At 69.8% G+C, this 20,741-nt stretch carries 18 protein-coding genes; 12 read left to right on the top strand and 6 right to left on the bottom strand.

All coding sequences use genetic code 11. The annotated features are described in order from the left end of the window. The first annotated feature begins 93 nt into the window (after positions 1 to 93). The 8 genes from FLX07_RS31860 (at position 94) to FLX07_RS31825 (ending at position 10,554) form a co-directional block, all read left to right on the top strand. On the top strand, positions 94 to 1,326 hold the full coding sequence (locus FLX07_RS31860) for an alcohol dehydrogenase catalytic domain-containing protein (protein ID WP_142575395.1): 1,233 nt from the start codon (positions 94 to 96) through the stop codon (positions 1,324 to 1,326). 65 nt (positions 1,327 to 1,391) lie between these two features. After that, positions 1,392 to 3,011: an ABC transporter substrate-binding protein gene (locus tag FLX07_RS31855; RefSeq protein ID WP_142575394.1), complete on the top strand. Its 1,620-nt coding sequence runs from the start codon at positions 1,392 to 1,394 to the stop codon at positions 3,009 to 3,011. A gap of 97 nt (positions 3,012 to 3,108) precedes the next feature. Next, a complete protein-coding gene (locus FLX07_RS31850; RefSeq protein WP_142575393.1) occupies positions 3,109 to 4,059 on the top strand; it encodes an ABC transporter permease in 951 nt (316 codons plus the stop codon). Continuing rightward, entirely contained in the window at positions 4,046 to 4,930 is an 885-nt protein-coding gene (locus tag FLX07_RS31845; RefSeq protein WP_208762486.1) for an ABC transporter permease, read from the top strand. Before FLX07_RS31850 ends, FLX07_RS31845 begins: the two co-directional genes overlap by 14 nt. After that, positions 4,927 to 5,937, top strand: coding sequence for an ABC transporter ATP-binding protein (locus FLX07_RS31840; RefSeq protein ID WP_229689767.1), 1,011 nt, complete (start codon positions 4,927 to 4,929; stop codon positions 5,935 to 5,937). The genes FLX07_RS31845 and FLX07_RS31840 overlap by 4 nt, the downstream gene beginning before the upstream one ends. Next, the gene (locus tag FLX07_RS31835) at positions 5,937 to 6,932 is read left to right on the top strand and encodes an ABC transporter ATP-binding protein (protein WP_142575391.1); all 996 of its coding nucleotides are present in this window, start codon (positions 5,937 to 5,939) and stop codon (positions 6,930 to 6,932) included. The genes FLX07_RS31840 and FLX07_RS31835 overlap by 1 nt, the downstream gene beginning before the upstream one ends. 32 nt (positions 6,933 to 6,964) lie before the next feature. Beyond that, positions 6,965 to 8,578 (top strand): FAD-dependent oxidoreductase, encoded by a 1,614-nt coding sequence (locus FLX07_RS31830; protein ID WP_167748463.1) that lies wholly within the window; start codon positions 6,965 to 6,967, stop codon positions 8,576 to 8,578. Next, on the top strand, positions 8,575 to 10,554 hold the full coding sequence (locus tag FLX07_RS31825) for an oxidoreductase (protein WP_142575389.1): 1,980 nt from the start codon (positions 8,575 to 8,577) through the stop codon (positions 10,552 to 10,554). Before FLX07_RS31830 ends, FLX07_RS31825 begins: the two co-directional genes overlap by 4 nt. Before the next feature lie 83 nt (positions 10,555 to 10,637). Here FLX07_RS31825 and FLX07_RS31820 read toward each other — a convergent pair whose 3' ends face one another. Both FLX07_RS31820 and FLX07_RS31815 read right to left on the bottom strand, forming a co-directional pair. Beyond that, complete coding sequence (locus tag FLX07_RS31820) at positions 10,638 to 11,630, bottom strand: substrate-binding domain-containing protein (protein ID WP_142575388.1); 993 nt, start codon at positions 11,628 to 11,630, stop codon at positions 10,638 to 10,640. Next, positions 11,627 to 12,394: an SDR family NAD(P)-dependent oxidoreductase gene (locus FLX07_RS31815; RefSeq protein WP_142575387.1), complete on the bottom strand. Its 768-nt coding sequence runs from the start codon at positions 12,392 to 12,394 to the stop codon at positions 11,627 to 11,629. The genes FLX07_RS31820 and FLX07_RS31815 overlap by 4 nt, the downstream gene beginning before the upstream one ends. A gap of 162 nt (positions 12,395 to 12,556) precedes the next feature. On the opposite strand from FLX07_RS31815, the gene FLX07_RS31810 reads away from it, so the two are divergent. Further along, positions 12,557 to 14,188, top strand: a complete 1,632-nt coding sequence (locus FLX07_RS31810) for a phytoene desaturase family protein (protein ID WP_142575386.1) — start codon at positions 12,557 to 12,559, stop codon at positions 14,186 to 14,188. A gap of 111 nt (positions 14,189 to 14,299) precedes the next feature. Continuing rightward, the gene (locus FLX07_RS31805) at positions 14,300 to 15,055 is read left to right on the top strand and encodes an SDR family NAD(P)-dependent oxidoreductase (RefSeq protein WP_142575385.1); all 756 of its coding nucleotides are present in this window, start codon (positions 14,300 to 14,302) and stop codon (positions 15,053 to 15,055) included. 185 nt (positions 15,056 to 15,240) lie between these two features. Here FLX07_RS31805 and FLX07_RS31800 read toward each other — a convergent pair whose 3' ends face one another. The 4 genes from FLX07_RS31800 to FLX07_RS31785 are packed head-to-tail and all read right to left on the bottom strand — an operon-like array spanning position 15,241 to position 19,099. After that, complete coding sequence (locus FLX07_RS31800) at positions 15,241 to 16,500, bottom strand: FAD-dependent oxidoreductase (protein WP_189104993.1); 1,260 nt, start codon at positions 16,498 to 16,500, stop codon at positions 15,241 to 15,243. Positions 16,501 to 16,513: 13 nt separating this feature from the next. Further along, complete coding sequence (locus FLX07_RS31795; protein WP_142575384.1) at positions 16,514 to 17,134, bottom strand: maleylpyruvate isomerase family mycothiol-dependent enzyme; 621 nt, start codon at positions 17,132 to 17,134, stop codon at positions 16,514 to 16,516. Between the two features lies 1 nt (position 17,135). After that, entirely contained in the window at positions 17,136 to 17,966 is an 831-nt protein-coding gene (locus FLX07_RS31790; RefSeq protein ID WP_142575383.1) for a fumarylacetoacetate hydrolase family protein, read from the bottom strand. Beyond that, positions 17,963 to 19,099, bottom strand: a complete 1,137-nt coding sequence (locus FLX07_RS31785; RefSeq protein WP_142575382.1) for a cupin domain-containing protein — start codon at positions 19,097 to 19,099, stop codon at positions 17,963 to 17,965. Before FLX07_RS31785 ends, FLX07_RS31790 begins: the two co-directional genes overlap by 4 nt. Before the next feature lie 73 nt (positions 19,100 to 19,172). Here FLX07_RS31785 and FLX07_RS31780 point away from each other — a divergent pair, with 73 nt between their 5' ends. Both FLX07_RS31780 and FLX07_RS31775 read left to right on the top strand, forming a co-directional pair. Beyond that, positions 19,173 to 19,946 (top strand): IclR family transcriptional regulator, encoded by a 774-nt coding sequence (locus tag FLX07_RS31780; RefSeq protein ID WP_208762485.1) that lies wholly within the window; start codon positions 19,173 to 19,175, stop codon positions 19,944 to 19,946. Between the two features lie 100 nt (positions 19,947 to 20,046). Further along, complete coding sequence (locus FLX07_RS31775; RefSeq protein WP_142575380.1) at positions 20,047 to 20,718, top strand: hypothetical protein; 672 nt, start codon at positions 20,047 to 20,049, stop codon at positions 20,716 to 20,718. Positions 20,719 to 20,741: the final 23 nt, after the last annotated feature.

Raw genomic sequence — 20,741 nt, 5'->3', positions numbered from 1 at the left:
GTCGTCACAACCCTTTCCTAGCCTGAGCGTCGCACGGTGCCCTTTCGTGCGAGGTGCTCACAGGCTCACCCACCGCCTCAAGGAGCGAAACCGATGAGCGAGACCCCCCGGACCTTCCAGGGATGGGTTCGATACGACGACAAGTTCGAGATGAAGACGCTGCGCCTGAACCCGATCCGCCCGAAGGACGTCGTGATCCGGAACCTGGCGGCGCAGGCCTGCTACACCATCGTCACGAACGTGTCCGAGCTTCCCAACCAGGCTGTCCGGCCGCGCAGCCCGGGTCACGGCGCCATGGGCATCGTCGAGGAGGTCGGTCCGCTCGTCACGCGCGTGAAGCCGGGCGACAAGGTCGTCACGCCCGTCCTCCCCGCGTGCGGCACCTGTTACAGCTGCCTGCGCGGCGAGTGGTGGTGCTGCGGTCACAAGAACGACATCGACTTCGCCCACCCCGACAACCCGCCGTTCGCCGAGATGGAGGACGGCCGGTCGGTCTGGCAGGACCACACCGGGGGCTTCGCCGAGCTCGCCGTGAACGACGAATCGTGGGTCGTGCCGGTCAACGAGAGCAGGCTCTCGAACATCGAACTCGCCTCGCTGGCCTGTGTGCCGGGCCCCGGCTGGGCCTTCGGCCTGCTCGGCATGCGCATCGAGATCGCGTCCTCGGTCGTCGTCCTCGGCGCCGGCCCGCTCGGTCTCGCGATCATCCAGGCCGCCAAGATGGCCGGCGCCCGCCTGATCATCGCCGTGGAGCGGATCCCGCACCGCCTCGACGCCGCCAAAGCCGCCGGAGCGCACGTGGTGCTCAACTCCGACGAGGTCGGCATGGACCACCTCGTCGGGAAGGTCCGCGAGCTGTGCCGGCCGACAACGGACAACATGTACGCCGGCGGGAAGCCGTACGAGGGCTTCTACGACGGCAACGGCGCCGACCACGTTTTCGAGGCGGCCGGCATCACCTTCGGCGACCCGACCACCGGAAGCCCCGACGACAGGACCGGCGCCCACTTCATCACCCTCGGGCCGAAGATGACCCGTCGCGGTGGCACGTTCGTCGCCACCGGCGTCGTCGCGCCGACCAACGATCCCAAGGTCTGGGGCCCGGCCCCGGGGCCGTTCGACTACCACGGCAAGAGGTACCTCTCGGCTGCCTACGGCGGAGCCAACGTCCTGCGGGACATCCCGCGCCTGGCGAACCTGATCGAGAACGGCTACCTGGACGCCAAGGCGCTGTGTGACCCGATCCTCCCGTTCGAGCGCGCCGACGAGGCGCTGTGGAGCGCGCTCAACCGCGACGCCCTGCTTCCCATCATCACCTTCGAGTGAGCACCACCACCCACCAAGCAGATGTCACGGGGGACACCTGATCTTTCACCCACCCGGGAGAACCAATGAGAAAAATTCGCCTCCTGCCCGTCGGGGTCGCTGCAACCGTCGCCGCCCTGGTCATGATGGGCTGCAGCAACACGACCGCCCCGGCGTCGGTGAAGGCCGACCCTCTGAAGGTCGAGAACGGGCCGTTCGGGATGACCGCGGCCTCGGGTGACCCGGTCAGCGGTGGTTCGCTGACCTTCGGGTACGGCGGCGGCATCGCGAGCTTCGACCCCGCCTCGCAGCAGTACTCGGGCACCTCGGGCGGCGACGAGGCGCGGGCGGTCTACGGCACCCTGACCGAGTACGACACCAAGGCCGGGAAGTACGTGCCTTCGATGGCGGACTCGATCAGCGCCAACGACGACTTCACCGAGTGGACCGTCGTCCTGCGGGACGGCGTCGAGTTCACCGACGGCACGCCGTACGACGCGGACGCCGTCCTGTTCAACTTCGACCGCATGGCCAAGAGCGGCGCGGGCTTCTCCGGCCTGTGGGCCTCCGTGGTGAAGAAGGCGGTCGCGAAGGACGCCAAGACGGTGGTCATCACGCTGAAACAGAAGTGGGCGGACTTCCCTTATCTCCTCTCCCAGGCCCCCGGCATGATCGCCTCGCCGAAGGCCGTCAAGGACGAGGGCGAGTCCTACCAGCGCGAGCCGGTCGGCGCCGGTCCGTTCATGCTCGACAAGTGGACCCCGGGGCAGAACCTCGTGCTCAAGGCCAACCCGGACTACTGGGACGGCAAGCCGTACCTCGACTCGCTGACCTTTCAGACGATCACGACCGGTGACCAGGCGCTGAAGGACGCCTTCCAGGCCGGTGGCATCCAGGGCAGCCTGATCGGCACGCCGGCGATCGTGAAGGATTACATCCAGCCCAGCAGCGGCTACAGCGGCTACGTGCGGATGACCAACACCGGCTCGATGCTGCTGATCAACAACGGTACGCCCAGCCGGCCGGACACCCCCGGCAAAGACATCAACGTCCGCGAGGCCATCGCGTCCGCGATCAACACCGACGTGATCAACCAGCGCGCCTTCGACGGCAACGCGTTCCCGGGCACCGGCATCTTCTCCGCCGAGTCGCAGTGGGCCAACGACAAGCCGACCTTCACCTACGACGCCGAGGCGGCCAAGAAGCACCTTGCCGACGCGAAGGGCTTCGACGGCAAGATCGAGCTGCTCTACCCGTCGGCGCAGGCCGAGGCGGCGCTGACCATCGAGGCCCAGCTCGAGGCCGTCGGCTTCAAGGTGGACGCCAAGCCGGTGCAGTCGATCACCGACCTCATCAACGCGGTCCTGATCAAGCGGGACTACGATCTCGCGATGTACGGCTGGCCGGTGCCGGACGAGCCGGGCGAGCTCTACACGAGCTACCTGGAGCGCTTCGGCCGCAAGGACAACCAGCTCGGCTACTACAACGAGACGATCGCGAAGGCGCTGAGCGACTTCGCCGCCGCCGACGACACGGCGGAAAAGGCCGCCCAGATGGCGACGATCCAGGCCGAGTGGGCCGAGACGGTGCCGGCTGTGCCCTACAACACGACGGCCCAGATGGTCGTGTGGAACAAGAACGTGCACGACATCGAGGTCTCCTCACGGCTGACGCTCGACTTCTCCAAGGCATGGATCAGCAAGTAACCCTGCGTCATGCACACGGTGTGCGGGGGCGTCGTCCGCCGCCCCCGCACCACCGCCCGTCCGATCGTTCAGCCGAGGTGAAGTTGGTGAGGACCTGATGAAAGCTGCGGCGGGAAAGGTGGCCCAGCTCCTGGTGGTCATGTTCCTGGTGAGTCTGGGCACGTTCTCGCTCACCTCGCTCATGCCGGGAGATCCGGCGGTGGCGATCCTGGGCGACAACCAGTCGCCCGAGGCCTATGCCGAGCTCCGCGACAAGCTTGGTCTCAACGAACCGCTGGTGGAGCGGTACTTCACGTGGCTCGGCCACGTGTTCCAGGGCGACCTGGGCACCTCCATGGTGCCGCCCAACGAGGACGTCACCAGTCTCATCGGGTCCGCGTTCGCGGTCAGTATCGAGCTCGCGGTGCTCGCGCTCGTCGTCGCACTGGTCGTGTCGATCCCGCTCGCGATGATCTCGGCGCGTCGCCCCGACGGCCTGCTCGACCGGGCGGCCAGTGCCACGACCTTCGGCATCATGTCGGTGCCGAGCTTCGTCTCGGGCCTGGTGCTGATCGCCCTCCTGGTCAACCAGCTCCACCTGTTCCCGCGCGTCGGCTGGGTGGGGGTCACCGACGGGCTCGGCCAGAATCTCTACCACGCTGCGCTGCCCGTGATCACGATCGCGCTGCTCGAAATCCCCACCTTCACCCGGGTGCTGCGCGGCGATCTCGTCCGAACTCTCCAGGAGGACTTCGTGCTCTCCGCACGTGCCAAGGGCATGCCCGCGTGGCGCATCATGATCTTCGACGCGTTCCGCCCGTCGTCGTACTCGCTGATCACGGTGCTCGGCCTCAGCTTAGCCCAGCTTATCGGCAGCACGGTGATCGTCGAGACTCTCTTCTCCCTGCCGGGGATGGGCCGGCTGGTGGTCTCCTCCGCCAGCCAGGGCAACATCACGGTGATCCAGGGCGCCGTGCTCGTCATCGCCGCCTGCTACGTGCTGATCAACGCCGGAGTCGACCTCATGTACAGCGTCATCGACCCGAGGATCCGTCGTGTCGGCGCCTGAGACCGCGGCGCTCGCGCCTACCGCGCGGCCCGGACGTCGCCGCCGCATCGACCTGCTGCTGTGGTTGTGCGGCGCGTGGCTGGCGGTGCTCATCCTCGCCGCGATCACCGCGCCCGTGCTCGGGCTGCAGGAGGCGCAGGACGCCGCGAAGACCCTCCTCGAGCCGGTCTACCAACCGCCGTCGCTGGGCAGCGCCCACCCGCTCGGCACCAACGCCCTCGGCCTGGACATGCTCTCGCGCATCATCTACGGCGCCCGCGTCTCGATGGCGGTGAGCATCTCCGCCGTCCTCATCGGCACGTTCGTCGGCGGCACGCTCGGGGTCGTCGCCGGCTACCTGCGCGGCACGGTCGACAGGATCATCGGCACGCTGACCAACACCCTGCTCGCGGTCCCCGCCCTGATCCTGCTCATCGCCCTGGCCACCGTGCTGCGGCCGAGCGCGCTCAACATGGCGCTGGCACTGTCGCTGGTCGCCATCCCGGGCATGATCCGGGTGACGCGGGCCAACACCCTCGCCTTCGCCCAGCGGGAGTTCGTGACCGTCGCTCAGGCGCTCGGCGCCGGCCGGGCGCGGATCGTGTTCCGCGAGCTCATGCCCAATGTGCTGCTGTCGGTGGTGCCGCTGTGCCTGGTGTACGTCTCGGCCCTCATCGTGGCCGAGGCCTCGCTCAGCTTCCTGGGCATCGGGCTGCGTCCGCCGCAGCCGACCTGGGGCAACATGATCGGTGAAGGACTCAACGGGAAGATGGAGGACTATCCCCACCTCGTTTACGTCCCGGCGGCGGTCCTGTTCCTCACCGTGTTCTCGTTCAACCTGCTCGGGGAGCGAATGCGCAAGCGTTGGGACAAGCGGGAGGTGTCGCTGTGAGCCGGCCGTTGCTGCACGTACGTGACCTGACCACGACGTTCACCACCTCACGTGGCGAAGTCGTGTCGGTCGACCGGGTCTCCTTCGACCTCGAGCGCGGTCAGACGCTCGGGATCGTGGGCGAGTCCGGATCCGGGAAGTCCGTCCTCGGACGCACCGTCATGGGGCTCACCAGCGCCGCGCCGAACGCCACGGTCACGGGGTCGGTGCTCTTCGACGGTGTCGACATCGCGAACCCCGACAAGAAGACGCGGGCGCAGTACCTGGGCGCCAGGATCGCGATGATCTTCCAGGACCCGCTCAGCTCCCTGAACCCGGTCAAGCTGATCGGCGTCCACATCACCGAGACGCTGCGCCGGCACGACAAGTCGCTGTCCCGCCAGGAGGCCAGGCGGCGCGCGATCGAGCTGCTCGACACCGTGCGCATTCCCGACCCGGCCCGCCGGTTCGGCCAGTACCCCCACGAGCTCTCGGGCGGCATGCGCCAGCGCGTCGGCATCGCCATCGCCCTGGCCTGCCGGCCGCAGCTGCTGATCGCCGACGAACCGACCACCGCGCTCGATGTGACCGTCCAGAAGCACGTCCTCGACCTGCTCGGCATGCTGTGCGAGGAGCAGGGCATGGCCATGCTCCTGGTGAGCCACGACCTCGGTGTCGTGGCCGGCCGCAGCGACAAGGTCGCCGTCATGTACGCCGGGCGCATCCAGGAGGAGGCCGTGTCGTCGGACTTCTTCCGCCACCAGCGGCACCCCTACTCCCAGGCACTGCTCGACGCGAAACCGCACCTGGAGAACCCGGCACGGGCGGAGCTGGTGTCGATCCCCGGCCGTCCACCGGACCCGGCCCACCGGTTCCCGGGATGCCGGTTCGCCCCCCGTTGCCGGTTCGTCCAGGGCCGGTGCCGGGAGGAGGAGCCCTCCCTGGAGAGCGGCGGCATCCCGTCCCATGGCGCCGCCTGCTTCTACCCGCTCGACGCGGTCCGCAGCACGCAGGAGGTGAGCATCTGATGGCAGGGACAGGGAAGACCCACCTGCGCGAAGCCGGCAGCACCCTGCTCCGGGTCGAGGACCTCCAGGTCGAGTTCCCCGCGAAGGGCGGCCGGCGCGTCCACGCCGTGTCCGGCGTCAGCTTCGACGTCGCACCGGGGGAGACCGTCGGGTTCGTCGGCGAGTCCGGCTGCGGCAAGTCCACCGTCGCACGCGCCGTGATGCACCTGCCCGCCCCGAACAGCGGTGTCGTCAACCTCGACGACACCGAGCTCGGCACCCTGTCGGCGAAGCGGCTTCGCGAGACCCGGGTGGCGATGCAGCTGATCTTCCAGGACCCGATGGCGTCGCTGAACCCGCGGCGCAAGGTCAAGGACCTCGTCCAGGAAGGCGTCGAGATCTGGCACCGCGGCGGCGACCGCCATGCGCTGGAGGAGCGGACGCGTGAGCTGCTCGACGACGTCGGCCTCGACTCCGCGACGGTCTGGAACCGCTACCCGCACGAGCTGTCCGGCGGCCAGTGCCAGCGGGTCTCGATCGCCCGGGCACTGATGATGCGGCCCAGCCTCCTGATCTGCGACGAGATCCTGGCCAGCCTCGACGTCTCGGTCCAGAGCCAGATGCTCAACCTGCTCAAGCGCACCCGCGCCGAGCACGGGCTGGCGATGATGTTCATCTCCCACGACCTCGGCGTCGTGAAGAACATCAGCGACCGGATCCTTGTCATGTACCTCGGCAAGGTCGCCGAGGTGCTCGAGGTGGACGCGCTCGACCGCGAGACCGTCCATCACCCCTACACCCAGCTCCTCCTCGCCTCGGTGCCCCGGGTGACGGGGGAGCGGATCAAGCCCTCCGTGGACGGGGCCGCCCAGGACCTGCCCTCACCGCTGAACCCACCGAGCGGATGCCGGTTCCGTACCCGCTGCCCGCTGGCGACCGACCGGTGCGCGCAGGAGGAACCGCAGCTCGAGGAGAAGCGGCCCGGCCAGTTCATCGCCTGCCACCACATCTCGTGACCGCCAGCGACACAAGGGAGAAGAGAAACATCATGAACGAAGCCGATGTCGTCGTCGTGGGCTCCGGTGCCTCCGGGCTGACCGCCGCGCTGATCGCGGCCGACGCCGGGTTGAGCGTCACCGTCGTCGAGAAGGCGGGCGTCTTCGGCGGCACGAGTGTCGTCTCCGGCGGCTCGATCTGGGCGCCCTGCAACCGCTGGCTGGCCGACCTCGGTCGCACGGACAGCCGCGAGGACGCGCTCGCGTACCTGAAGACCATCACGATGGGCCGCGTCGAGGAGGACCGCTACACGGTCTTCGTCGACACGGTGAACCCGATGCTCGACGAGGTCGTCGCGCTCACGGGCATCTCGTTCGAGGCGAACCCGCACCACCCCGACTACCAGCCCGACATGGCCGGCGCCATGTCCGGCGGCGGCCGGACCCTGCAGGGCGACCTGTTCGACACCACCCTGCTCGGCGACCTGAAGCCCAAGCTGCGTCAGGCGCACAGCAGCGTGCCGATCACGCGCCTCGAGGTCGACGAGTGGGGCCAGGACACCCTCGACCGCTGGGACTGGGCCCTGATCGCCGACCGGGTCGGCAAGGGCATCGTCGGCATGGGCGCCGCGCTCGTGGGCGCCCTGCTGCACGGCTGCCAGCGCAAGGGCGTCACGCTTCACACCGACACCCCGGCGAGGCGGCTGATCCGCGGGGCGGACGGTTCCGTCGCGGGCGTCGTCGTCGAGCACGAGGGCGTCGAGCAGGAGCTACGCGCCCGGCGCGGCGTCATCCTCGCCAGCGGTGGGTTCGAGTGGAACAAGACCCTGGTCGACCAGTTCCTCGGCGCACCGCTCACCGCTCCGTCCAGCCCGCCGCACAACACCGGTGACGGCCTGCTCATGGCCATGGGCGCCGGCGCGATGCTCGGCAACATGAATCAGGCCTGGTGGAGCCCCTCGATCTACGTCATGGGCGACAGCTACGACAACGCCCCGCTCTACCGGCCCACCAGCAGCCTGCGGGCACTGCCGGGCGGCATCATCGTCAACAGGTCCGGCCGCCGCTTCGTCGACGAGGCGATGAACTACAACGACATGGGAAAGGCGCTGGCGAACTTCGACCCGCAGGCCTACGCGTACGCGAACCAGCCGTGCTGGCTGATTTTCGACCAGCGCTTCCGGGACTCCTACTCCGTGGCCACGGTGACCCCCGAGACGCCGGCCCCGGCCTGGTTCACGGTCGCGGACTCCTACGAGGAACTGGCCGACAAGCTGGGCATCGACAAGGACGGCTTCCTCGACCAGATGAAGCGATACAACGACTACGCCGCCACCGGCGTCGACATCGAGTTCCACCGCGGCGAGTCGACCTACGACTCCTACCGCGGTGACGCCCGCGTAACGCCGCACCGCAACCTGCGCCCGCTGGAGGACGGTCCGTACTACGCCGTCGAGGTGCTCCTCGGCGCGCTGGGCACCAACGGCGGCCCGCAGACCGACACCACGGGCAACGTGCTGGCGGCGGACGGCGGCACGATCAAGGGACTCTACGCCGCCGGCAATGTGGCCGCGAGCCCGTTCGGTCCCGGTTACCCCGGTGCCGGCGCGACGCTGGCGGCCGGCATGACCTACGGCTACCTCAGCGCGAAGGCGCTCGCCGGTTGAGCACGTCCGCGGACCTGCTCGCGCAGCCTCTGCGAATCGGCTCCCGCACCCTCCGCAACCGGATGGTGATGACCCCGCACCTGGGACGCCTGGGTGCGGGGCGGCTGCCGGCGTACCTGAGCCGGCGCGCAGGGGCCGCTGTCGCGATGGCCATCCTGCCCGCGGGCATGGGCGTGATGAGCATGCCGGTCTACCCGCCCGACATCGTCGCGGGCCTTGAGGACGCGCGCGGTGACCAGGACGGCGTGTCGTATCACCCGCGCGACGAGCGGTACGAGACGAAGCTGCTCGCCGGTCTCGGTGACGTCTTCGCGGGCTTCGCCGACACGGTCCGGCAGCACGGCACCGTGGCGATCGGCCAGATCCACCACCCCGGCGCGGAGCGGTCCTGGGACAGCTTCTCCCCGGCGCTGGCACCGTCCGCCCTGCGCGGCGACGAGTTCGGCACGGTGCCGCACGCGCTCACCGGCACCGAGATCGGCAACCTGATCGAGGGCTACGTCGGCAACGCGGGCTCCATCGCGGCCAACGGGTTCGACGGGGTCGAGCTGCACGCCGGTCACGGCTACCTGCTCAACCGCTTCATCTCGCCGTACTACAACCGCCGCACCGACGAGTGGGCCGCCGGCTCCGCCCTGCTGGTGCGCCTGCTGGAACGGATCCGTGAGCGGATCGGCTCGGCGCCGCTGCTCGGGCTGCGGCTGCAGGTCAGCGAGGAGATCGAGGGCGGGCTCACCGCGCAGATGTCGGCGAGGATCGCCTGCGACGTCGCGCCGTACCTCGACTATCTGTCGGTCTCGATCGGCAACCACAACGGGCTGCGCAACGGCCGGCCGAGCACGCCGTACACCAGTCCCTGGCTCACCGCGCACGGTCCCGCCGTCGACGGTGCCCGGACGATCCGCACCGCGCTGGCCGAGGCCGGCCTCGAGCGGCCGCTCCTGGTGACCGGCCGGATCACCACCGCCGCGTTCGCGCGGGAGATCCTCGAGCGGGGCGACGCCGACCTGATCGGCGCCGCGCGGGCCTATATCGCCGACCCGGACTTCGCCGCCAAGGCGATCTCGGGTCGCGGTGAGGAGATCGCCACCTGCATCGGCTGCAACGAGTGCGTGCGGGTCCCGCTGTCGTGCCCGGTCAACCCGGACGCGGGCCGCGAGGGATTCCACGACGGCCCGGTGCCGGAGTCGCCCAAGCGGATCGTCGTGGTCGGTGCCGGGCCTGCCGGGGCGACCGCCGCGGCGAAGGCGGCCGAGCGCGGGCACGAGGTGATCCTCCTCGACCGCGAGGACGCCGTGGGCGGCACGCTGCGGCGCCTGGTGTCGTCCCCCATGGTGGTGGAGTGGTCGGCGCTGGTCGACCAGCTCGAACGCCGGGTCCGGGCGGCCGGTGTCGACTTCCGGCCGGGCACGGAGGTGAACGAGGAGACCCTCGCCGAGCTCGCCCCCGACAAGGTGATCTGGGCGGTCGGCGCGGAGCCGCTGACCGCGCCGTTCCCGGCCGACGCCCCGGTGCTGACGACCTCCGACCTGCTGTCCGGCCGGCGGCCCGCGGCCGACGGGCCCGTGGTCGTCGTGGGCGGTCCCGAGACGCATCTCGAGCCGTTCATCGCCGCAGAACTGCTGGCCGGTGAGGGCTGGCGGGTGTGGCTGCTCACCGAGCGTCACGCGCACGGTGAGGACGTCGAGCCTCGTTCGCTGAGCGGGCTGCTGTCCCGGCTCTCGAAGCTGGGGGTGGAGTTCGTGTCGATGACCGCGGTGACCGCGTGGAGCAAGGGCGTGGTGCACACCGAGCAGGTCTTCAGCGGCGCGGCCGGGGAGATCCCGGCCGGCGCGGTCGTCACCGCGATCGGCCGGGTGGCCAACCCGGTCCCGGCCGGCGACGAGGGCGAGACGTACGTCATCGGTGACGCCCTGGCTCCGCGGCGGATCACCCACGCGGTGCTGGAGGGCCGGCGCTTCGGCGCGATGATCTGACCCGCGCGACCTCCGCCTCGGCGCGCGCCCAGGAAACGACGACGGGTCCCCTCGGGCGGCCCCGTCGTCGTTCCCGCGAACGATCAGATCACGTGGCTCTGCATCACCGAGGCGGGGAAAAGGTCCGCGACCGCCAGCTTGGCGGGGGTCAGGCTCTGCTCGGCGGCATAGGTGGTGAAGGCCTCGAGTGTCGTGCGGTTGGCCTCGACCCCGTAGGGCCACATGTCGCCGCCGAAGACGTCGGCCGCGATAGCGGCCGTGATCGGCGCCCACGGCACCGGCACGTGCGGGGCGGTGCCGCTGAGCATCCGGGCGATGCTGTTGTCCTTGGCCTGCGTGAAGGCGGTGACCAGGTTCGGCCCGATCCACGGGTGGCGTTCGAACACGTCCTTGCGGGTGACCAGCACGTGCATGATCGGGAAGATCCCCGTCCGCCGGTAGTACTCCCGCTCGACGGAGTACACGTCGGAGAAGAGCTGGACCACCCGCCCGGAGCCGTCGGCCGCGGCGTCGGGGGTGTGCGGCACGATCACCGCGTCCAGGTCGCCGTCGATCAGCATCTGGTTGAGGGAGCGCTCGCGCTCCGCCCGCACGGTGATGCCGTCGGGAAGCCCGACCGGCAGGGTCTCGATCCGGCCCGGTTCGTTGATGCCGCCCTGGACCCAGTCGATCGCGGTGAGGTCGAGGCCGAACTCGTGCTGCAGGAGCGCGCGCTGGTAGACCGTGGCGGTCACGGTCCACTCCGGGAAGCCGATCCGCGCACCCGCCAGCGCGGTCGGGTCGTCGACCGGACCGTCGGCGCGCACGTAGATGCCGGAGTGGCGGAACGAGCGGGAGGGGAAGACGGGCAGGCCCACGACGGAGTCGTCTCCGGCGCCGCGCAGCGAGCAGTACTTGCCCAGCGACATCTCGCTGATCTCCCACTCGCGGAACTTGGTGAAGCGGAAGAAGATCTCCTCCACCTCGTGGTAGGTGACCCGCAGGTCCACTCCGTTGACGGTGACCTTGCCCGAGGCCAGGTCGCGGACCTGGTCGGAGTCGTTGATGGCAAGGGTCAGGTCGATGTTGCGGCTCACAGGAAGTTCATCCCTCCGTCGACGACCAGGCTCTGGCCGGTGATCATCGAGGCTGCGTCCGAGGCGAGGAAGACGGCCGCACCGGCGATGTCGGCGGAGACGATCCGGCGCTTCAGCGCCTGGTTGCCGATGATCTGGTCGACGGCCTCGGGGCGGGCGGAGTCCCGCGGGATCCCGGTCTCCACGGAGCCGGGCATGATCACGTTGACGTTGATCCCGGCGGGCCCGAGCTCGCGGGCGAGCGAGCGGGTCATGCCGACGACCGCGGCCTTGGACGTCACGTAGTGCAGGTAGTTCGGGCGCCCGCCGAGCACGGTCGAGGAGGAGATGTTGACGATCGTGCCGGAGCCCTGGGCCCGCATCGTCGCGCTGACGGCGCGGCAGCACAGGAAGACGCCGTTGATGTTGACGTCGATCACCTTGCGCCACTCGTCGGCGCCGATCTCCTCGAACGGCTTCATGGTGAGGGTGGAGAACATCGCCGCACCGTTGACGAGCACGTCGATGCGCCCGAACTCGGCGACGGTCGCCTCGACCATGCGCGTGACGGCGGTCTCGTCGGAGACGTCGACCCCGAGCCCGAGCGCCTGAGCGCCCCCCTCGCGCAGCTGCGCCGCCACCTTTTCGGCGTTCTCGCCGTCGAGGTCGGCGACCACGACGGCGGCGCCGGCCGCGGCGAACGCCTGCGCGAACTCTCTTCCGATGCCCTGGCCGGACCCGGTGATGACAGCCACCCGGTCCGCGAGCACTCCGCTTCGACTCATGGGATCCCTTCCAGATGGAGAAGTCGGACGTGCTTCTTGACCGCTTCTCGCGACGACACCTAGCATGACAGGCGTTCGACACTGCGGTCTAGCATTCCGCTCAGCCGAACAATCGAATGTTCACCGCAGCCCGGCCGCGGAGTCAATGAGGAGAAGCGCACCATGTCTGACACCTACGACGGCCTCATCATCGGCGCCGGCCAGCACGGGCTGATCCTGGGCACCTACCTGTCGAGGCTCGGGCTCAAGATCGCCGTACTGGAGCGCCGGCTGCAGTTCGGCGGGGGACTGAGCACCATCGAGCCGGGCCCGCCGGGCTTCTACCAGAACCCGCACTCGATCAACCACTTCAACATCACCGAGACGCCCTGGTACAAGGACCTGGGTCTTTCGGCCACGGTCGACTACGTGACCCCGCAGTACGAGTTCGCGCAGCCGCATCTCGACGGCTCGTCGCTGGTCATCTCCCGCGACGCGGAGGAGACGATCGCCTCGATCGCGCAGTTCTCGAAGAAGGACGCCGAGACCTTCCGCGAGTGGAACCTGCGCTCGGAGAAGATCAGCAACGCGATCTTCCTGGCCGAGCGCTACTCCGAGCCGCTGGCCGAGGCCGAGCGCGTGGCGCTGCTGGAGAAGAGCGAGATCGGCCGCGACTTCCTCCAGATCATCGAGCGCCAGCCGCTCGACCTCGTGAAGGAGCTGTTCGAGAACGAGAAGGTCCAGCTCCTCATGCTGTTCAAGCTCTCGCTCTTCGGCACCGTCCTCTACGACGCCGTCTCGGAGAAGAGCCCGATGGGCGCCGCCGTCCGCGGCTTCGACCTGTCGGCCGGCTATCAGGTCTGCGTCGGCGGCAGCTGGAACCTCGCCCGCGGCCTGATGGAGCAGTTCATCCGCGCGGGCGGCACCTTCATCAACAAGGCCGAGGCGGCGCGCATCGTCGTCGACGGCGGCCGCGCCACCGGCATCGAGCTGACCGACGGTCGCTCGCTCAAGGCCCGGCAGTTCGTGGCGAGCTGCATCGACGTCCCGCAGACCTGGAACAAGCTCGTCGGCCGTGACCAGTTGCCGGCCGACTACCTCGAAAAGATCGACAACTTCAAGCAGACGGCCTGGGGCCTGTTCGGCGTCCACCTCGCGCTCAAGGAGGCGCCGCGCTACATCGGCTCGGACGCCAACCCCGCGCTCCACAAGTCGCTGAAGTACAACGTCGGCGCGGAGACCATGGAGGACCTGTTCGGACTGCACCAGCAGGTCGCCGAGGGCCGCATCCCCGACCTCGTGTCGTTCGGCACCGGCAACATCACGGCCTTCGACCCGTCGCAGGCGCCGGAAGGCGGCTCGACAGCGTACGCCTGGTACGCGATGCCCTACGCGCCCGACGGCGACCCGGAGAACATCGAGCCCGTCAAGGAGGAGATCACCCGCAAGGTGATCGACAAGTGGCGCGAGTACGCCCCGAACCTCACCGACGACAACATCGTTCACGCGTGGACCTACACGCCCAACGACTACACGAAGGAGATCACCAACATGGTCGAGGGTGACATCTTCGTGGGCTCGTTCGGCGGCGACCAGAGCATGTGGAACCACTTCGGCTACCGCACACCGATCTCGAACCTCTACATGGCCGGGTCCCCCACGCACCCGGGCGGTGCGATCTCCGGCGGTGCCGGCTACATCGTGTCCCGCATCATCGCCGAGGACCTCGGTCTCAAGCCCTGGTGGACGCCGATCGACGTGCGCGCCGCCATGGAGGAGGCCGCCCGCCAGTCGCCCGCCGCGCCGACCGTGTGACGGCCGCCTGACGCACCTGCCCCCGCCGCAGACCGTGGCCGGGTTGTCGCTCGCACCACGCGACCCGGCGGGGGGTTGAAGGCCGACCCACCCGAGAAGGAGACCGAGAAGATGACTGACGCACGAGGATTCGAGAACCGGGTGGCGTTCGTGACCGGCGCCGGCAACGGCATCGGCAGGGAGATGGCGCGCGACGTCGTACGCCAGGGCGGCAAGGTGGCCATCGCCGACGTCGACCTGGCCGCGGCCGAGGCCGCCGCGGCCGAGCTCGGCGACGCCGCGATGGCGGTGCTCTGCGACGTCGCCGACGAGCAGTCCGTCCAGACCGCGGTCGACGCCGCGGCCGAGAGGCTCGGCGGCATCGACGTCCTGGTCAACAATGCCGGCCTGCACCTGATGAAGTGGAACGTCCCGGTCACCTCGGTCACGGCCGAGCAGTGGCACCAGATCCTCGGCGTCAACGTGGTGGGCGTTGTCAACTGCGCGAGGTCTGCCCGGCCGTACCTCGCCCAGGGGAAGGGCCCGGCGATCCTCAACCTCTCGTCGATCGCCGGCTACCTGTCGAACACCGTGTACGGGATCACCAAGCTCGGCGTCCGGGGCCTGACCGTCGCGCTCGCCGAGGAGTTCGCGCCCGACGGCATCCGGGTCAACGCCGTCGCGCCGGGCGCGATCGGCTCGGACAACGCGATCGACGAGCTGTCCGGCCAGCTGCGGGTGCTGATCGACGACATGCAGCTGATCCACCGCATGGGAAGGATGGCCGACATCGTCAACGCCATGAACTACCTGTGCACCGACGCCGCCGGCATGGTCACCGGACAGACCCTGTCGATCTCCGGCGGCTACCCCCTCCAGCTCTCCTGAGCACGACGAAAGAAGCAGAAGGGCGTGCGGACGCCGTCATCGTCGACGGCGTCCGCACGCCCTTTGGCTGCCGCGAGCGGCCGCTCAGCCGCCGGCCAGGCGGCCGGCGGGCCGGCCCCGGGACAGGACTCGGGCAGGACCCGGGGCAGGACTCCCGGTGATGCGCGGTTGTCAGGCGGCCCGGCTCAGCCGGCCTGGGAGCTGCTGACGATCAGGTCGGCCGCGGCCAGCGGGATCGGCTCGAACATGGGCGGCTCGTCCTCGGGGAACAGGGCCGTGGGCCCGTAGACCCAGTCGGTGAACGAGTAGTCGTCGATCGCCCGGTGGCGGAGGAGAAGGTTGCGCTGCTCGCGAGCACGCCCGTCGAGGTGCCACAACTCGCCCCAGGCGCGGGCCGTCAGCACCACGCGGCGGCAGTGCTCGGGACGTACGGCCTCGTACGCCGCGAGGGCACCGTCCCAGTCCGGCGCGCCGTCACCCGCACGCAGCCGCTTGAGGTGCTCGGTCAGCACCCAGCCGTCCTCGATCGCCATGATCGCGCCCTGCGCCATGTACTGCAGCGGCGGGTGGGCGGCATCGCCGAGCAACGCGATTCGGCCCCGGACCCAGGTGCTGATCGGGTCGCGGTCGAACATCCGCCACCACTTGTCGCGCCACATGTGCGACATTCCGGAGCGGACGTCGTCGCACGTGGCCGCGAACGCGGTGTCGAGCTCGTCCGGCGTGCCCCAGTCTTCGAGCCCGGCCAGTGCCTTCGGCGACTGGAACACGGCGACCTGGTTGAGGAGGTCTCCGCCGCGCAGCCCGTAGTGCACGAAATGGCAGCGCGGGCCCACGTACACAACGACCTCGGAGAGGTCCACTGGACGGGTGAGCTCGGGGATGGGGACCGTGCCGCGGTAGGCGACGTAGGAGGAGGAGACCGGCTCGTCGTCGACGAGCAGCTTTCGCGCGACCGAGTGCAGGCCGTCGGCGGCGACCACGAGCGGGGCGGCCCGGGTGGTGCCGTCCTCGGTGACGACGGTGGCGCCGCCCTCGGCCTGGGCGTACGCCGTGACCCGCTGCTCGGTGAGCAGCTCGACACCGGCGGTACGGCAGGCCTCGAGGAAGAGGCCGTGCAGGTCGCTGCGGTGGATGACCATGTAGGGATAGCCGTAGGTCCGTTCGAGGTCGCGCAGGTCGAGCGAGGTCAGCTCGCTGCCGTCGAGCGCGTCACGCATCACCATCCGGTCGGGAACGACGCCGAGAGACTTCGCCTTGTCGAGCAGGCCGTAGTCGTCGAGGATCCGGGTGCAGTTCGGCGCGAGCTGCAGGCCGGCACCGACCTCCCCGAACTCGGGTGCCTGCTCCAGGACCTGGACCTTCAGGCCGAGCCGGGTGAGGGCGAAGGCGGTGCTCAGTCCGCCGATGCCGCCGCCGACGATGATCACGTCCACGTTGCTCATGGTGCGGGCCTCCTCAGAGCCAGGGGCCGAGGTCGGGGACCCCGGCGAGGACGTGGGGACGTCCGGCGAGGTAGCTCACGACGTCGGGAAGGGGACCGTCGGGCAGCTCGTCGAGGCCGCGCTTGGCCTTGATGTCGGCGGCCAGCGCGGTCAGGAAGTCCTCGGGGAGATCGGCGAAGGTCAGGCCGGTCCCGAGGTCGACGACGTGCACGCACACCTCGCGGGCCCGCAGCCAGGGGATCTCGGTGGCCGGCACGGTGCGGCCCTGGGCGGTGACGACCTCCGCGGACCACTGGTCCGCGGTGAGGGCCTCCATGGCCGCCGCCAGGGACCGGGCCGATCCGTCGACCCAGGTCGCGAGCTCGCCGGCCGGGCGCTGGGAGCCGTCGCGGATGTCGGCGTCGCGCTGCTCCATCGAGGCGTACATGGGCGTCGGCACACCGGTCCGGGCCCATGCCGCCAGGTTGCCGAGGGCGTCGGCGTTGGCGGCGACATGGGCGAGGAGGTGCTTGCGCGTCCAGCCGGGCAGCAGGCTCGGCTCGGTCATCCCCGCCTCGTCCAGCACGGCGACCTGGGCGACGAGCAGCTCGGTGCCGAGGGCGACCCAGGCCAGAGTGTCGGCATGGGTGCGCATGTCAGAGCTCCTTGACGACGAGGTTGGTGCAGGCCCCGAGCGCTTCGATCTCGGTGACGACGGTCTCGCCGCCGACCAGGTAGACCTTCGGGTCGCGGGCGTGCCCGACACCGGCCGGTGTGCCGGTCGCGATCAGGTCGCCCGGGTTGAGCCGGACCACGGTGGAGATGTACCGCACCAGCTGGACCGGGTCGAAGAGCAGGGTGCCGGTGTCGTCGCTCTGCATGACCTGGCCGTCGACGACGGTTCGGACGGCGAGTGCGGGCCGGACGCCGCCGACCTCGTCGGGGGTGACCACGTAGGGGCCGACCGGGGTGGAGGAGTCCCAGATCTTGCCCTGGGTCCACTCAATGGTGCGGAACTGCCAGTCCCGCACGGAGACGTCGTTCATCACGGTGAAGCCCGCGATGGCGGCGGCCGCCTCGTCCTCGGTGGCACGCCGCACCTGCTTGCCGATGACCACGACCAGCTCGACCTCCCAGTCGAGGGCTTCGGTCTCGGCCGGCTTGACGATCGGGTCGTTCGGCCCGATCAGCGTGTCGGCGAACTTGGGGAACAGGGTCGGGTACGACGGCAGCTCGCGGCCCATCTCCTTGATGTGGTTGGTGTAGTTGTGCCCGACACAGATCACCTTCGACGGGTTCGGCACCACCGGGGCGAGGTCAGCGCCTTCCAACGGCCAGGACTCACCGTCGGCCGCCGCGGCGACCTGCTCCCAGTCCTCGCGGGCGAACAGCGCACCGAGGTCGTCGTGGCCGAGGTCGACCAGCCGATCGTCCTCGACACGGACGGCGCGGGTGCCGCCATCGACACGAAGGGTTGCGAGCTTCATCGGGTGGTCTCCTGGCGGTTGAGTCGAAGCGCTTCGAAAACGGGTGCGTCAGTGAATCGGAAGAGGTCGAGGGCCTGCGAGTCGGAGTCGGTGGCGCCGGCTTCGGAGCGGACCGAGAAGGGCTCCCAGGACGGGACGACGAACAGGTCGCCGCGGGTCACCGACCAGGTGCGGTCGCCGACGGTCACGGTGCCCGAGCCGTCGAAGACCTGGTAGACGCTGGAGCCGGTCTCGCGCACGGGTACGGTTTCACTTCCGCGGGCGACACGGTGGACCTCCGCGCGGATGGTCGGGAGCACGTCCCGGCCGTCGGCGGGGTTCGAGTAGCGGACCGCGGCGTGTCCGGGCTCGACGGTGCCGGCGTAGCCCTCCTTCTCCAGGAGCAGCTGGTCGCTCAGCGCACGGTCGGTGTACTCCCACTTGTAGGACAGCAGCGGCGAGCCGGGGGTGGTGTGCGCGACGGCGACCGGCGTCAGGCCCGGATGGGCCCAGAGCCGCTCGGAGCGGGAACGCTCGGGGGTGATCCGCTCGGCGTCGGAGATCTCGTCGCGGCCGAACTCGAAGAACTGGGCCTCGGTGACGTACTGGAGCGGGATGTCGAGCCCGTCGATCCAGGCCATCGGCTCCGACGTGGCGTTGTGGTGGGCGTGCCAGTTCCAGCCGGCCTGGGGCAGGAAGTCGCCGCGGTTCATCGGGACGGCGTCGCCGCCGACGACGGTCCAGACGCCCGAGCCCTCGACGACGAACCGGAACGCGTGCTGGGTGTGCCGGTGCTCCGGCGCGTTCTCCCCGGGCATCAGGTACTGGATCGCCGCCCACAGGGTGGGCGTGGCGAACGGCCGTCCTCCGAGGGCCGGGTTCGCCAATGCGATCGCGCGCCGCTCGCCGCCACGTCCGACCGGCACGATGTCGCCGGCCTGCGCGGCCAGCCGCAGCAGGTTCTCCCACCGCCACAGGTGCGGCACGGCCCGCGACCGCGGGTGGGCGGGCATGAGGTCGCCGATCTCGGTCCACAGGGGCACCAGCAACTCCTGCTCGAAGCCCCGGTAGAGCTCCTCGAGGGCAGGCGTCACGTCGGGCTGGTCGGGCGAGGAGACCGCCTGCAGACGGACCGGGCTGTCTGTCGTCGTCATGTGGTCTACGGTGGCAGGCGTCGCCGGTGCAGAACTTGAGATTCTGCATTACGGAACCGATCGGAGAAACAGCGTGGACCTGAAGACCCCGCCGGCCTACGTGGTGACCAGTGCCGACCACGCGCTGCGCGCCGCGGTCATGCTGCAGCTGGAGGGCGGCCTCACGGTGAGCCAGGTCGCCGAGCGGCTCGGTGTCGCCCGCTCGACCGCCCACCGGCTCCTGCAGACGCTCGTCTATCGCGACTTCGCCGTCCAGGATGACCGCCGCACGTACCACCCCGGCCCGGTGCTGGAGCTGGCGACGTACTCGCAGTCGAGCGTGTCGCACCTGCGCAGCCGGGCGCTGGGACATCTGCAACACCTCGTCGACGTCGTGGGGGAGTCGGCGAACCTGGCGATCCGGACGGGGGACCGATGCCGGTTCATCGCCAGCGTCGAGTGCCAGCACGCGCTGCGGGTGGGCTCTCGTGAGGGGATGGTGTTCCCCGCGTACCGCACCACGGGTGGACTCGTGCTGCTCGCCGAGCTCTCGCCGTCCGAGGTCGACGCCCTCTACGCCCCGGAGCGCTACGCGGAGCGCCCGGAGGAGCGGCCCGACCTGGCGAGTCTCCGGACGCAGCTGGCCCGGGTCCGCCGGTCCGGTTTCGCGTTGAACGACCAGCTCTCGGAGCGCGGGGTCGTCGCGGTCGGTGTCCCGGTCCGCGATGCGGAGGGCCGGGCGGTCGCGGGGCTGTCCGTCTCCATGCCGTCGGTGCGCTACGACCGGCATCGGCTGCCCGGCCTGGTCGCCACGCTGCGCGGTGCGGCCGGCGCCATCGAGGCAGGAGGCGTGGCTCCGCTGCATTGAGCGCCGTGGTGGTGATCAGGGCGAATCGGTGCGGACAGAACCGCTCGTCAAAGCCGGCGTGTCGCTCCTAGCATGCTTTCCCGGACGAGACGGGGTGGGAGTGCGCCTTTCTGAGCAGACATGGCCGACGTTGATCAGCAAGGTTCGCCTTGGCCGCGACGAGTACCGCCTGGTCCGGCCGGCCCGGGCCCTGCGGCACGCGATGCTGTACGAAGGCCGGCTCGGCGCGGAGCTCAGCGTGGACAAGCGAGCGGCCGTGGTGCTCGCGATGGCCTGGGGGCTGGCCGCCCGCTCCCCGCACAGCTTGATCTATCTGCCGCTGCGCACGGCCCGCCCGGCTGACTCGGCCAACCAGGAGCGGCTGCTGGATCTGGTCCTGCTGCATCATCGCCTGGCGTTTCCGGTCTCCCGCTGGAAACAGGTCCGCGCCCTGCTGGGAGCGGGTGCGCCGCATGGCGTGAGACTCCCCCCTCAGGCGTTTCGCCGGCGCCCCCATGCTGATCAGCGACGGTGGACCCACCAGGGCTTCCGTGATCACCTCCGCTGGGACATCGCCGCCGACACCCTCTTCCTGATCGGCAGTCGCGAGGCGTACGAACTGGAGGCAGCTGCGGTGCGTGCCCTGGCGGAAGATTGCCCGGGGCATCTCGCGAAGAGTCCCGACGCGCATTGCTGCGCTGAAATCAGCCTGGGCCGGAGGCGGATGGGGTATCCGGACCGCCGCCGTCCGTGGGCGGAACTACATATTGAGTACTGTCAGCACCACCGGTAGCAGCGATGGCCGTCCTCATTCGC

Origin of the sequence: Microbispora bryophytorum, from assembly GCF_006874465.1 — a bacterium.
GTDB classification, from domain to species: domain Bacteria; phylum Actinomycetota; class Actinomycetes; order Streptosporangiales; family Streptosporangiaceae; genus Microbispora; species Microbispora bryophytorum.
Note: the sequence above shows the minus strand (reverse complement) of the source record. Positions and strands in the feature narration are given on the sequence as shown.

Coding starts and splice junctions, on each gene's coding strand:
- FLX07_RS31860 (WP_142575395.1), top strand. CDS start 94: ATGAGCGAGACCCCCCGGACCTTCCAGGGATGGGTTCGATACGACGAC.
- FLX07_RS31855 (WP_142575394.1), top strand. CDS start 1,392: ATGAGAAAAATTCGCCTCCTGCCCGTCGGGGTCGCTGCAACCGTCGCC.
- FLX07_RS31850 (WP_142575393.1), top strand. CDS start 3,109: ATGAAAGCTGCGGCGGGAAAGGTGGCCCAGCTCCTGGTGGTCATGTTC.
- FLX07_RS31835 (WP_142575391.1), top strand. CDS start 5,937: ATGGCAGGGACAGGGAAGACCCACCTGCGCGAAGCCGGCAGCACCCTG.
- FLX07_RS31830 (WP_167748463.1), top strand. CDS start 6,965: ATGAACGAAGCCGATGTCGTCGTCGTGGGCTCCGGTGCCTCCGGGCTG.
- FLX07_RS31815 (WP_142575387.1), bottom strand. CDS start 12,394: ATGAGTCGAAGCGGAGTGCTCGCGGACCGGGTGGCTGTCATCACCGGG.
- FLX07_RS31810 (WP_142575386.1), top strand. CDS start 12,557: ATGTCTGACACCTACGACGGCCTCATCATCGGCGCCGGCCAGCACGGG.
- FLX07_RS31805 (WP_142575385.1), top strand. CDS start 14,300: ATGACTGACGCACGAGGATTCGAGAACCGGGTGGCGTTCGTGACCGGC.
- FLX07_RS31800 (WP_189104993.1), bottom strand. CDS start 16,500: ATGAGCAACGTGGACGTGATCATCGTCGGCGGCGGCATCGGCGGACTG.
- FLX07_RS31795 (WP_142575384.1), bottom strand. CDS start 17,134: ATGCGCACCCATGCCGACACTCTGGCCTGGGTCGCCCTCGGCACCGAG.
- FLX07_RS31790 (WP_142575383.1), bottom strand. CDS start 17,966: ATGAAGCTCGCAACCCTTCGTGTCGATGGCGGCACCCGCGCCGTCCGT.
- FLX07_RS31785 (WP_142575382.1), bottom strand. CDS start 19,099: ATGACGACGACAGACAGCCCGGTCCGTCTGCAGGCGGTCTCCTCGCCC.